Origin of the sequence: Stenotrophomonas forensis, from assembly GCF_028752115.1 — a bacterium.
Classification (GTDB): Bacteria; Pseudomonadota; Gammaproteobacteria; order Xanthomonadales; family Xanthomonadaceae; genus Stenotrophomonas; species Stenotrophomonas forensis.
This window is the reverse complement of record NZ_CP082270.1, coordinates 1,902,698-1,915,613: the sequence shown is the minus strand read 5'-3', so window position 1 is coordinate 1,915,613 and position 12,916 is coordinate 1,902,698. Positions and strand designations below refer to the sequence as shown.

Here is a 12,916-nt window from a genome sequence, read left to right as displayed (position 1 = left end):
ACTGCCTACTGTGTCTGCCATCACCCTGCCCTGCGGCAGGCCGTGATGGTTTTTCCCTGTCCGTAACCAGGAATCGACGATGACCCGAGGCAAGCGCATCTACGTGCTGGATACCAACGTGCTGATGCACGATCCCACCGCGCTGTTCAAATTCGAGGAGCACGACGTTTACCTGCCCATGCAGGTGATCGAGGAGCTGGACAACGGCAAGAAGGGCACATCCGAAGCGAGCCGCAATGCCCGCCAGGTGAGCCGCTTCCTCAACGAGCTGGTGCAGGCGTCCGGCCTGGACAACCTGGCCGACGGCATTCCGCTGCAGCGCCCCAATGGGCTGCAGCTGCGCGGCAAGCAGAGCGCCGGCAAGCTGCGCTTCCAGACCAGCCATTTCGACGCCGGGAAGAGCTTCGGCCAGGTGATCCCGGACAACGCCATTCTCGGCGCGATCCTGGCCCTGAAGGAAGAAACCCCGGACCTGCCGGTGGTGTTCGTTTCCAAGGACATCAACCTGCGGATCAAGGCGGCGATCGCCGGCATCGTGTCCGAGGACTACGAGAACGATCGCGCGCTGGACGATTTCAGCCTGCTCTACACCGGCGCCACCGAGCTGCCGGAAGACTTCTGGAAGCGCCACGGCGAAGACCTGCGCAGCTGGAGCGACAAGGGCCGTACCCATTACGAAATCCAGGCACTGGACGGCGAGGAGTGGTATCCGAACCAGTACGTCTACCTGCCCGGCGAAGATGAAGTCGAGCTGCGCGTCAGCCGCGTGGTCGGCGACGGCAAGGTGGTGCTGTCGCTGGTCGACGATTTCCGCCATGGCAGCCATGCCGTGTGGGGCATCAGCGCACGCAACCGCGAGCAGAACTTCGCGCTCAACGCGCTGATGGATCCGGAGATCGACTTCGTCACCCTGCTCGGCACCGCCGGCACCGGCAAGACCCTGCTGGCACTGGCTGCAGGCCTGGCGCAGACGATGGACCAGCAGCGCTACCGCGAGATCATCATGACCCGCGCCACGGTCAGCGTCGGCGAGGACATCGGCTTCCTGCCCGGCACCGAAGAAGAGAAGATGACGCCGTGGATGGGCGCGCTGACCGACAACCTGGAAGTGCTGACGCACAACCAGGAAGGCGGCACCTGGGGCCGCCAGGCGACCAACGACCTGCTCGCCAGCCGCATCAAGATCCGCTCGATGAACTTCATGCGCGGCCGCACCTTCCTGTCGCGCTACCTGATCCTGGACGAGGCGCAGAACCTCACCCCGAAGCAGATGAAGACCTTGATCACCCGTGCCGGCCCCGGCACCAAGATCGTCTGCCTGGGCAACGTCGAGCAGATCGACACCCCGTACCTGACCGAGACCACCTCGGGCCTGACCTACGCGGTGGATCGCTTCAAGAACTGGCCGCACAGCGCGCACATCACCCTGCGCCGTGGCGAGCGTTCGCGCCTGGCCGACTACGCTTCGGAGGTATTGTGAGCCGCTGCACCCGACTGCTGCTGCCCACGGCTGCGATCGCCCTCGCAGCCGCGCTGGGTGCCTGCACCACCACGCGCGGCCCGGCCAGCGTGCCGACCGCCGAGCGTACCGGACAGTCCTGGGTGGTCACCCGCCCGATCATCGCCGCGCAGGTGCTAGACACCTGCTCACGCCCCAGCCCCGGCCGCGAGGCCGGGCGGGTCAGCGGCTACTGGGCGCCCAGCCGGCAACAGGTCGACCAGCTGGAAGCGAAGCTGTCCTCGCTGGAAGCGCAGGTGCCGAAGGTGCTGGACTTCGATCGCCAGTACGTCGGCATCGAAAGTGCCGGCAAGCGGCTGATCTACATCAACGCCTTCCACCTGCCCGACGACAGCGGCGTCAATCCGGCCCGTGAAGCGATCCGCGTCTGCGATGGCGGTGCACAGTTCTGGGGCGCCGTGTTCGACCCGGCCAGCAACACCTTCAGCGAGCTGCAGTTCAACGGCGGCTTCGGCGGGCCCTGAGGGGCCCTGCCGATGGGAATACGCCTGCCCACCTGGGTCTGGATCGGTGCGGTTGCGCTCTCGTGCGTGGCCGGCATGGTCAACGTGGTCGGTTTTCTGGGTTTCGAGCATCAGGCGGTCAGCCACATGACCGGCAGCACCAGCCAGCTGGGCATGGCGCTGGCCCAGGGCGACTGGCGTGCGGTCGGGCATCTGTGGGGCCTGCTGATCGCCTTCTCGCTGGGCGCCATGCTCAGCGGCCTGTTGATCCAGGACAGCGCCCTGCAGCTGGGGCGTCGTTACGGCGTTGCGCTGGCGCTGGAATCGGCGCTGCTGCTGGTGGCCATTCCGCTGTTCGAACAGCACCAGATCTGGGGCGCACTGGCCGCCGCCATGGCCTGCGGCCTGCAGAATGCGATGGTCACCACCTTCAGCGGCGCAGTGGTGCGCACCACCCACCTCAGCGGCATGTTCACCGACCTCGGCATCGGCCTGGGCCACCTGCTGCGTGGGCTGCCGCTGCAGGTTCGCCGACTGACCCTCAGCGGGTTGATCATCAGCGGCTTCCTCGCCGGTGGCATCCTCGGCGCCTGGTTGTTCATGCGCTGGCAGTACGACGCCCTGCTCGCCCCCGCCCTGCTGACCGGCCTGACCGGGCTGGGCTATGTGGTGTACCAGCAGTGGGCGCGCTGGCGGCATTGAGTCAAGGACATCCACGCATGGCGCGGAGCTACCCTCCCCAGCGGGACCACGGCACAATCGCTGGATGAGCCCGACTACTCCCGTATCCGCCCTCACCATCGCCGGCTCCGACTCCGGCGGTGGTGCTGGAATCCAGGCCGACCTGAAGGCGTTCGCCGCACATCGCGTGCATGGCCTGTCGGCGATCGCCGCGCTGACCGCACAGAACACCCGCGGCGTGACCGCCGTGCACGTGCCGCCGGTCGACTTCCTGCGTGCGCAGCTGGAGGCCTGTTTCGATGATTTCGATATCCACGCGGTGAAGCTCGGCATGCTGGCCAACGCCGAGGTGATCAACGTCGTTGCCGACACACTGCAGCGCCATCGCCCACCGCACGTGGTGCTGGACCCGGTGATGGTCGCCACCAGTGGCGCACGCCTGCTGGAAGACAGCGCCCTGCAGGCGATGCGTGAGCGCCTGATTCCCCTTGCCACGCTGATCACCCCGAACACACCGGAAGCAGAACTGCTGGTCGGGCGGAACATCGGCAACGGTAACGATGCCGAGCAGGCCGCCTCCGCCCTGCTCGACCTCGGTGCCGGCGCCGTTCTGCTCAAGGGTGGCCATCTGCATGAGGGCAACCGCGTGATCGACCGCTACTTCGACGGCGTCAGCAGCGAAGAATTCATCCACGCCCGCCTGCCGCTGGATGCGCACGGCACTGGCTGCACGCTGGCCTCTGCCATTGCCGCGCAGCTGTGCAACGGCCTGAGCCTGGCCAATGCCTGCGAGGCCGGCATCGACTATGTCGCGCGCGGGCTGCAGAGGGGCTACGCCCCCGGCGGCAGCGAGGTGCTGGTGCTCGATCACTTCGGCGCGGCACCGCACGCATGAGCCTGACGCCGGACACGCTTGCCGTGCAGTGCGAGGATGGCCATCGCTACGAGGTGATTGCCTGCGTGCCTGCGCAGCCCATCGCGCGCCTGCTGTGGCTGCCGGCGCTGGGCGTGGCCGCGCGCCACTACCTGCCGCTGGCACAGGCACTGGCCGCCAGGGGGGTGGTGGTCTACCTGCATGAGTGGCGCGGCAACGGCAGCAGCTCGCTGCGCCCGTCGCGCACGCAGGACTGGGGCTATCGCGAGGTACTCGAACAGGATCTGCCGGCTAGCCAGGCCGTGCTGACCGCCGCAGATGATGAAACTGGCCCGCTGCCCTGGATCATCGGCGGCCACAGCCTGGGCGGACAACTGGCCTGCGTGCATGCCGGCCGCGCTCCGCAACACTTCAACCGGCTATGGCTGGCGGCCAGTGGCTCGCCGTTCTGGCGCGGCTTCCCCCCACCGCGCGGCTGGCTGCTGCCGTTGGTCTACCGCTTCCTGCCGTGGATCGCGCAGCGCCAGGGCGTGCTGCATGGTCGGCGCCTCGGCTTCGGTGGCACCGAAGCGCGCGGACTGATCGCCGACTGGGCGCGCGTCGGCCTGAACAACCACTACGCTGCCGTCGGCATGAGCGAAGACCTCGATGCGCAGATGGCGCGGGTGCACGGCAGTGCGCAGGCGGTGCTGATGGAACACGACTGGCTGGCGCCGGCCGGCTCGATGCGCACGCTGCTGGCGAAGCTGCCGAATGTGGACGCGCAGCTGCGCGTGCTGTCCGCGCAGGAACTGGGCACGCGTGCCGATCATTTCGCCTGGCTGAAAGCTCCGGACGCGGTGGCTGACTGCTTTTTCATTCAGTTGGGTGAAAATTTTCACAAAACTGTTGACGGTGCGCGCCGACATCCGCATAATTCCGCTCCTGTCGCAGGGCGCCCGTAGCTCAGTTGGATAGAGTACCTGGCTACGAACCAGGCGGTCGGGAGTTCGAATCTCTCCGGGCGCACCACTCGACAGGTTTCCAGCATCCGCCGCTGGAAATGCAGTAAAATTTGGCAGTAAGTTGATTGTGTACCGCGCGCCCGTAGCTCAGTTGGATAGAGTACCTGGCTACGAACCAGGCGGTCGGGAGTTCGAATCTCTCCGGGCGCACCATACACAGTCAGCACAACAAGTTTATGTAATTGGCGCCCGTAGCTCAGTTGGATAGAGTACCTGGCTACGAACCAGGCGGTCGGGAGTTCGAATCTCTCCGGGCGCACCATTACACCGAAACAGCAGGCCTCGGCCTGCTGTTTTTTTATGTGTGTTTTTCGGCAGGGCTGCGCCCTGCACCTGCAGATGCTTCAAGCCAAGGCAAGCCAAGCCAAGCCAAGCCAAGGCAACGGCAACAGCAACAGCAAAAGCTGGCATTCCGCGGGTTGGCGGGGCGGTGTCGGAGTGCGGGGACGCCGTGAACCCATCCCTGGGGGCTTGGCCGCGGCATCCATGCCGCGGACACCCCGCACTCCGACACCGCCCCACCTCTGACAGATTCCCGCGATCTGATGGATCCACGCCATGCGTGGATGAATCTCCATCGAATTCGAATATTTCGACAATTGATTGAACAGCATCCACGCATGGCGTGGATCTACCGTGTCGACCAAGGTCGACACCTACCAGAGCAGTACGCCGTTCCGACAGATCGCGGAAAACTGTCGAAGGCGGGGTGGGTCCGGTTGCGGGAGTGTCCGCGGCATGGATGCCGCGGCCAAGCCCCCAAGGACGGGTTTACGGCGTCTCCCGCAACCGGACCCACCCCGCCATCCATCAGGAAACCCGCTTCTGCTGTTGCTGTTGCTGTTGCTGTTGCTCCAGCCCGTAGCGGGTGCAGGGCGCAGCCCTGCCAAACCCCCTACCCCCTGGCCATGGCCTGCCACCACTGCGACAGCAGCTCCGGCCTGCGCAGGCGCTCGCGCCACCAGCGCAGTGCCGCGCCATCCTCACCCGTGCGCCAGGCCAGCCAGAAGGTCTCTTCCGGCTTGTGTTCCTCCACCTCGCGGATCACCAGCTGGCCGCGCGCCACCGCCGCGCGCGCGCACGGCTCGGGCAGGAAACCGAAGCCGACACCCTCGCACTGCAGCTTCAGCTTGCTCGCCATGTCCGGCACCGTCAGCATCTCCTGCCCCATCAACAGGCCGACCGTGCGCGGCAGCAGCCGGCGCGCCGAATCAGAAACGGCGATCGCGCAATGCTCGACCAGTTGCTCGCGACCCAGCACGCCCTCCACCGCGGCCAAGGGATGGTTGGGCGCAACCGCGAACACGAACTCCACCGTGCCCAGCGGCTCGACCACATACCCACCGCCACTGGGGCCCTCGCCCGGTGCGCCCACCAGCAGGTCGGCACGTCTGTCGAGCAGCGCTTCCCAGGTGCCGGACAGTGCCTCGCCGATCAGCCGCAGCCGGGTCGGCGCCTCGGCCTCACGGAATGCAGCGATGTCAGGGCCCAGCAGCCAGGTCGGGAACACCGAATCCACCGCCAGGGTCAGCTCGGTCTCCCAGCCCGATGCCACCCGGCGCACCCGCAATTCCAGTTCGCGGGCCGCGCGCAGCAGGTGCCGGCCCTCGTCCAGCAGGGCGCGGCCGGCCTCGGTCGGCTCGGCGCGCGGCCCGACCCGGTCGAACAGCTGCACGCCCAGGTCTTCCTCCAGCTTGGCCACAGTGTAGGAAATGGTCGAGGGCACCTTGTGCAGGGCCTTGCCGGCACCGGCAAACGAGCCGCGGCGGTCGATGGCATCGAGGATCTGCAGGGCATCGAGGCTGAGCTTGAGCATTCGAATTTTTCGATGATGGCTGTCAAAACTATCCGTTTTTCAAACCCCGGGCGCAAGCGGATACTTCTCTCCAACGGGGAAACACGGCGGCTACCGCCCCACCCCGCCCCATCGAAACCATCGAACAAGGAGATTCCATCATGCTGCAGATCCGCAAGAGCGCTACCCGTGGCCTGGCCGAGCATGGCTGGCTGTCCTCCCGCCATACCTTCTCCTTCGCCAACTACTACGACCCCCGCTACGTCAGCTTCGGCCCGCTGCGGGTGATCAACGAAGACAAGGTGATTGGCGGCCAGGGCTTCGGCACCCACAGCCACAGCAACATGGAGATCGTTTCCTACGTGCTGGGCGGCGCGCTGGAGCACAAGGACTCGATGGGCACCGGCTCGGTTCTGCGCTACGGCGACGTGCAGCGCATGAGCGCCGGCAGCGGTGTCAGCCACAGCGAGTTCAACCACTCGGCCGACGAGACCGTGCACTTCCTGCAGATCTGGATCTTCCCGGATGCGGAGAACATCACCCCGTCCTACGAGGAGACCCACTTCACACCGGACAGCAAGCGCGGCCAGCTGCGCCTGATCGCTTCGCCGGACGGTGCCGACGGTTCGCTGCGCATCCACCAGGATGCCCGCATCTTCGCCACCATCCTTGATGGCGGCCAGAAGCTGCACCATGCGCTCGGCAACGGTCGTGGCGCCTACGTGCAGGTGGCCCGTGGCCAGTTGCAGGTGAACGGCATCACCCTTGAAGCCGGTGATGCGCTGCAGGTCAGCGACGAAGCGCAGCTGACCCTGGAAAACGGCAACGACGCCGAAGTGCTGGTGTTCGACCTGCCGCTGTAACGGCAACGCCCGCGATGCTGGATGGCATCGCGGGCACATTGCTGTAGATCCGCGTCAGAACCTGTAGTTCAAGGTCAGCCGCACGTTGCGCGGCTCGCCCCAGGTGTAGGTGCTGTACCAGCTGAAGATGGTGTAGTAACGCTTGTCGAGCAGGTTGTTGACGTTGAGCGTGGCCGACAGGCGATCGTTGAATTCATAGCGCGCCATCGCATCGAGCAGCCAGTAAGGCTGGGTGCGATGCACCACCTTGGCCTGCGTGGCCGGATTGGTGATCTCGCCGAAGGTCGAATCCTGCCAGCGCGCACCACCGCCCAGCGTCAGTCCCTGCCAGGCACCGCGCAGGCGGTAGCTGGAGTGCAGGCTGAACTGGTTCTCCGGTTCCAGCGTGGTCACCTTGGTGCCCGCCTGGCGCGCGATCTTGTGCGAGAACCCACCCTGCACCTGCCAGCCCTCGGCCAACTGGCCCGACATTTCCAGCTCGTAGCCCTTGGTCCGCACGCCCATCAAGGCGCGATAGGCATCCTGCCCATCCGGTGTCTTGCCACCGGTGGGCTGGGCGAAGTTGTCCTGGTCAAGCTGGAACAGCGCTGCACTGGCGTTGAAGCGGCCATCGAGGAACTCGGCCTTCAGGCCCATTTCGTAGCTGCGGCCTTCCAGCGGATCCAGCGCCTTGCCCTGCTCGTCACGCTCGCCCTGCGGCTTGAAGATGGTGCTGTAGCTGGCGTACACCGAATAGTGCTCGCCGAGGTCGTAGACCACGCCGGCGTACGGCACGAACACGCCGGTCTCGCGCGTCTGCGGCGAGCGGTAGCTGGCCAGGCGGCTGCCAACGATCACCTTCAGCGGATCGGCCAGGTCAAAACGGCCGACCACGTACAGGCCGTTCTCACGGGTCACTTCGTTGTTGTCGTAGCTGCGCTGCCATTGCGGCTCGGCGATGTCGCCGTCCCAGCGGCGATAGTCCGGCACTGTATCGGGGAAACCATCCTGTGGGCCGTAGCCGGTATTGGTCCAGCGCTTGCGCGAGGCACTGCCGCCGATCACCAGCTCATGCGCGCGGCCGAACAGGCCGAAATGCCCGCTCACATAGAAGTCGGCGGCGTTGCTGACCGTCTTTCCGACGTACTTGCCGAGCCACAGGCTGACGCCTTCTCCGGTCAACGGATCGGGATTGCCCGCGGCGGCACCGGCCAGCGCAGCGTCGTAACCGTTGACCTGGTGGTTGAGCTGCAGCTTGGCCACCCAGTCGTCGGAGAACGTATGCTCCAGCGTGGCAAAACCAGTGCGCACATACTGACGCCAGCCGGCCCAGCGTGCGCCGTTGTTGAACGAGCGCGGCATGCGGTTGAAGTTGCCGGCACTGTCCAGCAGCGGAATACCGCCCCACGTCGAACCCTTCGGATCGCTGTCCATCGCATCGCCACCCACGGTCAGTAGCGTGCGCTCGCCCAGATCGGCTTCCAGCACTGCGTAGCCGACCTTGCTGGTGCGCTGGTAGTGGTCGAGGTTGGAATGCTTGTCTTCCCATGCCCCCACCGCGCGGCCGCGTACGTGGCCATCGGCAGTCAGCGGGCCACCGACATCGAGCTCGGCACGGTAGTCGTCCCAGCGGCCGACACCCAGCGAGGCGCTGCCAGCGAACTCCCTGCCCGGCTTCTTGCGCACCAGGTTGATGGTCGCGCCGGGATCGCCCATGCCGGTCAACAGGCCGGTAGCGCCCTTGAGCACTTCGATGCGGTCGTAGATGGCGGTGTCGCTGAGCGTGTTGCCGGCCGAATAGGCCGAGTCACGCGACATCGGGATGCCGTCGTACTGGAAGTTCTGCACGGCGAAACCACGTGCGTAGTACTCGGTGCGCTCGCTGTCGTAGGTGACGATGCTGATGCCCGGGGTCACCCGCATCACGTCGTCGATGCCGTGCAGGCCAAAGTCATCCATCTCCGCACGGGTGATCACGCTGATGGTCTGCGGTGTCTGCCGTGGCGTCAGCACCAGGCGGGTGGCGGTCGCGATGGTGCCAGGTGTGTAGGCGCCGCTGCCTTCGGTGATGGTACCCAGCTGGTTGGCGGTGACCTGCACGGTCTGCAGGGTCTGCGAGGCGGGCGTCTGCGTGGCCTTGTCGCCGTCATCGGTGGACTGCGCGGCGGCGATGCCACTGCTGGCCAGTGCGGTGATCAGCAGGCTCTGCGCGAGCGCCTGCGGCAGCAAGCGGCGACGCGGCAATGAGGACGGAAGACGGACAACGGGCACGTACTGCACGACAGGACCTCCACGATCGGGTGGGATCCTCTGGCGACGGCTGGAGGGGATGGGGATTCGGCCGGGTGGCCGCAGGCGCAGGAGTGTACTCCCCTGCGCCCCGGCTGTCGTGCGATGTGCTGTCGTGCGTCGCGATGACGCGGGATCAACCGCCGATGGTGGCGCAGGCCTCCAGGATCAGCGCACTCACCTCGACGGGCTTCGAGGCCAGCGAAGCATGGCTGGCGTCCAGTTCCAGCAGGCGCTTGGGCTGCATCCTGCCAGCCATGGCCTTCTGGTTCTCCGGCGCGATCATGCGGTCATGGCGGGACAACTGGTACCAGCTCGGCCGGTGCTTCCAGGCCGGGTCACTGACCGCATCGCCGAAGGTGCTGGCCAGCGGCGCCTTCTGGGTCACTGCCATCACCCGGCCTTCGTCGGCGCTCAGGTCCTGGCAGAAACTCTCATGGAATTTGTCCGCGCGCAGCCACAGGTAGCCGTCGCTGTCCGGTGCCAGATTCGGCGCGGCTTCCGGCAGATGCTGCTGGGTGATGCCGCCCGGGCTTTCGCCGGCATCCGGGGCAAAGGCCGCGATATAGACCAGCCCCTTCACGTTGGCCTCGTTGCCGGCCTGGCTGATCACTGCGCCACCATAGGAATGGCCGACCAGCAGCACCGGCCCGTCGATCTGCCGGATCATCTTCTGGGTGCGTCCTGCATCGTCGGCCAGCGAGGTGAGTGGCAGTTCCACCGCCTGCACGCGGTCATGGCCGTTGCGATGCAGTTCCAGGATCACCTTGGCCCAGTGTGCGGCCCCGCCCCAGAATCCATGGACGAGGAGGATGGTCGGTGTCGTGCTCATGTATGGATCTCCGGCAGCGGCCGGCGGAATGCCGACCGTGCAGCCACTGTCCGTGGGCGGCGTTAACCACTGGTGACGCAATCGGGTCACTGCAATCGTATGCGTCGTCCAATGTCATGCAGGGCACTTGCCGATCTCACGTGAAAACGTTTCCATGGGCGTTCCTCTGGAGCTTCGCACCGCGCATGACGCCTTCATCCCCGCTTGCCCAGCAGCACGCTACCCGTGCCGCCTTCTTCATTCCCGGATTCGCCACCGCCGCGTGGGCGCCGATGGTGCCCTACGCCAAGGCCAAGGCCGGGCTGTCCGACGCCAGCCTTGGCGCGGTGCTGCTGTGCCTGGGCCTGGGCTCGCTGCTGGCGATGCCTTTGGCGGGCGCACTGACCGGGCGACTGGGCTGCCGTCGGGTGATGGTCATCACCTGCGCCATGATGCTGTGCGCGCTGCCGCTGCTGGTACTGGCCCCTTCACCCATGGCACTGGGCGCGGCGCTGTTCGTGTTCGGCGCCGGCGTAGGGGCACTGGACTGTGCGATGAACATGCAGGCGGTGGCCGTCGAGCGCGATGCCGGGCGCGCGATGATGTCCGGCTTCCACGCCTTCTACAGCATCGGCGGCTTCGTCGGTGCCGGCTGCATGACCGGCCTGCTGATTCTCGGCACGCCGCTGTGGCTGGCCGCGCTGGTGTCGGTTGCCATACTGCTGCTGGTCGCAGCCTTGGCGGCCCCGCACTGGCGACCGCAGCGCATCCTGCATGAAGGCCCCCTGCTGGCACTGCCGCATGGCGTGGTGCTGTTCATCGGGGTGCTGGCGTTCGTGGTGTTCCTCGCCGAGGGCTCGATGCTGGACTGGAGCGCGGTGTTCCTGGCGGAAGTGCGGCAGGTGCCGCGCGACCAGGCGGGAGCCGGCTTCGCATTGTTCACGCTGGCGATGACCGCGATGCGCCTGTTCGGCGACGGCATCGTCGAGCGCCTCGGGCGAACGCGCACGATTGTCATCGGTGGCATCACCGCGGCCGCCGGTTTCGGCCTGGCCACGCTGGTAGCGTCGTTCCCGGTGGCGCTGGCCGGCTACGTCCTGGTCGGGCTGGGCTGCGCCAACATCGTGCCGGCGCTGTTCTCGATGGCCGGCCAGCAGCGGGTGATGCCGGAGAGCATCGCCATCACGGCGGTGACCACGCTGGGCTACGCCGGCATCCTCGCCGGTCCGGCCGCGATCGGCGCGCTCGCGCACGTGACCAGCCTCGGCTTCGCCTTCCTGTGCGTGGCCGCGTTGCTGCTCGGCGTGGCCGCGTCCGCACGCTCACTGGCACGCCGCCTGCCCTGACAGAAAAAGGGGACGGAGGGGATTAAGTCGTATCTGCCTCGGGTGTGCTGCAAACGACTTAATCCCCTCCGTCCCCTTTTTGTTCAACCGCGCGTCGGGGCCTTCACCGGCATATCCGCAGCGTCGTGCACCAGCCACTCAGCCTGCGCCGGCAGCTGCGGGGCCGGGCACGCGCTCTTCGGGTGGTGCTCGTCACGGGCCATCCAGTCATCGACCACGCCGGCCAGCAGGTCCAGCCGCAGCGGCAGGGTGATGTGGTCCTCGCCACGCATCTCGATGTAGTGCGCGCGCGGATTTGCCAGGGCCAGCTCGCGGCCCTGGCTGACCGGAATATGCTGGTCGCCCTGCCCGTGCAGCAGCAGCACGCAGGCGCGGGTATCAGCCAGCGCGCGTGCCACGTCCACCCGATCCAGATCGACATCGATGCGGCGGCTGGCGGCGGCGATCACCTGGTTGATGTCCTGGCCGCCGTAGCGCCAGCGCGCGTAGGACGCCACCGCCTGCGCCTTCAGGCCTTCCGGCTGCAACCCCATCAGGTGCGGGATCATCGTGCGGATCGCCACGCCGGCGTTGGCGAACGACTCCATCGCCACCACGCCAGCCACCTGGTCACCCAGCTTGTCGGCGGTGAACACCGCAGTGGCGGCGCCGTAGGAGACACCGAACAGGTACAGCGGTCCTATGATCTCGCCACGCGCGCGCAGCTCGCCGATCACATCGACGACGTCGTCGGATTCATAGGTGCCATAGCCGGACGGGCCTGCACCGGACTGGCCGTGGTTGCGCAGATCCAAGGTGACCACGCGGTAGCCAGATTCGGCCAGCTGCAGCGACCACGGCAGCATCGAATCGCCGTTCATCATCCAGCCGTGCAGCAGCACCACGGTGCCGCGTGGCGCCTGCGCGCGGAACGGCTGCGGCACGGCCAGGCTCAGCCCGGTATCCAGCGGCAGGCCGTTCTCGTGGCGCTGCGGCAGGTAGTGGTAGCGCGCACCGTAGTCACCCGGATCGAACACGCGCCAGAAGATCGGCACGCCATCACGGCCCGGTGCGAAGCCGTGGCGGTTGGGCAGTTCGGCGATGGCCGCGGCGATGCGCGGGCGATCGAGCAGGGTCGACACGCCACCTGGCGCGATCAGCCTGTCGGCGAGCGAGGTGGATGAGGCATTGATCGAGGAAGAGCATGCAGCCAGCCACAGGCCGGCGCACGCCAGCAACAGCAGCAGCAGGCGCTTCATATCACGTCATAGGGGCAAATCAGACAGGCTGGGACGTTAACGCCTCAATCGCCCTTCCATCTATCGCGCACGGA

General features: G+C 66.6%; 11 protein-coding genes and 3 tRNA genes. 10 read left to right on the top strand and 4 right to left on the bottom strand.

Features of this window, described 5'->3' with window-relative positions:
* The first annotated feature begins 79 nt into the window (after positions 1 to 79).
* The 8 genes from K5L94_RS09135 (at position 80) to K5L94_RS09100 (ending at position 4,783) form a co-directional block, all read left to right on the top strand.
* A complete protein-coding gene (locus K5L94_RS09135) occupies positions 80 to 1,480 on the top strand; it encodes a PhoH family protein (protein WP_053511253.1) in 1,401 nt (466 codons plus the stop codon).
* Positions 1,477 to 1,983, top strand: a complete 507-nt coding sequence (locus tag K5L94_RS09130; protein ID WP_008264693.1) for a hypothetical protein — start codon at positions 1,477 to 1,479, stop codon at positions 1,981 to 1,983. The genes K5L94_RS09135 and K5L94_RS09130 overlap by 4 nt, the downstream gene beginning before the upstream one ends.
* A 12-nt stretch (positions 1,984 to 1,995) precedes the next feature.
* Positions 1,996 to 2,664: a YoaK family protein gene (locus K5L94_RS09125; RefSeq protein WP_274512477.1), complete on the top strand. Its 669-nt coding sequence runs from the start codon at positions 1,996 to 1,998 to the stop codon at positions 2,662 to 2,664.
* 64 nt (positions 2,665 to 2,728) lie between these two features.
* Complete coding sequence (gene thiD / locus K5L94_RS09120; RefSeq protein WP_274512476.1) at positions 2,729 to 3,538, top strand: bifunctional hydroxymethylpyrimidine kinase/phosphomethylpyrimidine kinase; 810 nt, start codon at positions 2,729 to 2,731, stop codon at positions 3,536 to 3,538.
* On the top strand, positions 3,535 to 4,461 hold the full coding sequence (locus K5L94_RS09115) for an alpha/beta hydrolase family protein (protein WP_274512475.1): 927 nt from the start codon (positions 3,535 to 3,537) through the stop codon (positions 4,459 to 4,461). Before thiD ends, K5L94_RS09115 begins: the two co-directional genes overlap by 4 nt.
* A tRNA-Arg gene (locus K5L94_RS09110) sits at positions 4,452 to 4,528 on the top strand. Before K5L94_RS09115 ends, K5L94_RS09110 begins: the two co-directional genes overlap by 10 nt.
* Before the next feature lie 69 nt (positions 4,529 to 4,597).
* Positions 4,598 to 4,674: transfer RNA gene (locus tag K5L94_RS09105), tRNA-Arg, on the top strand.
* A gap of 32 nt (positions 4,675 to 4,706) precedes the next feature.
* Positions 4,707 to 4,783: transfer RNA gene (locus tag K5L94_RS09100), tRNA-Arg, on the top strand.
* A 633-nt stretch (positions 4,784 to 5,416) separates the two neighbouring features.
* Here the strand turns inward: K5L94_RS09100 and K5L94_RS09095 are convergent.
* Complete coding sequence (locus K5L94_RS09095; RefSeq protein WP_053449370.1) at positions 5,417 to 6,337, bottom strand: LysR family transcriptional regulator; 921 nt, start codon at positions 6,335 to 6,337, stop codon at positions 5,417 to 5,419.
* A gap of 140 nt (positions 6,338 to 6,477) precedes the next feature.
* On the opposite strand from K5L94_RS09095, the gene K5L94_RS09090 reads away from it, so the two are divergent.
* On the top strand, positions 6,478 to 7,179 hold the full coding sequence (locus K5L94_RS09090; protein ID WP_049457850.1) for a pirin family protein: 702 nt from the start codon (positions 6,478 to 6,480) through the stop codon (positions 7,177 to 7,179).
* A gap of 54 nt (positions 7,180 to 7,233) precedes the next feature.
* Here K5L94_RS09090 and K5L94_RS09085 read toward each other — a convergent pair whose 3' ends face one another.
* Entirely contained in the window at positions 7,234 to 9,438 is a 2,205-nt protein-coding gene (locus K5L94_RS09085; RefSeq protein ID WP_274512474.1) for a TonB-dependent siderophore receptor, read from the bottom strand.
* Positions 9,439 to 9,583: 145 nt separating this feature from the next.
* Positions 9,584 to 10,279, bottom strand: coding sequence for an alpha/beta hydrolase (locus K5L94_RS09080; protein ID WP_053449368.1), 696 nt, complete (start codon positions 10,277 to 10,279; stop codon positions 9,584 to 9,586).
* A 185-nt stretch (positions 10,280 to 10,464) separates the two neighbouring features.
* Here K5L94_RS09080 and K5L94_RS09075 point away from each other — a divergent pair, with 185 nt between their 5' ends.
* Positions 10,465 to 11,604, top strand: a complete 1,140-nt coding sequence (locus K5L94_RS09075; RefSeq protein WP_053449367.1) for an MFS transporter — start codon at positions 10,465 to 10,467, stop codon at positions 11,602 to 11,604.
* Between the two features lie 83 nt (positions 11,605 to 11,687).
* On the opposite strand, the gene K5L94_RS09070 is transcribed toward K5L94_RS09075, so the two are convergent.
* Positions 11,688 to 12,842 carry an alpha/beta fold hydrolase gene (locus tag K5L94_RS09070; protein ID WP_053449366.1) on the bottom strand — a complete coding sequence of 385 codons (1,155 nt, stop codon included), beginning with the start codon at positions 12,840 to 12,842 and terminating at the stop codon, positions 11,688 to 11,690.
* Positions 12,843 to 12,916: the final 74 nt, after the last annotated feature.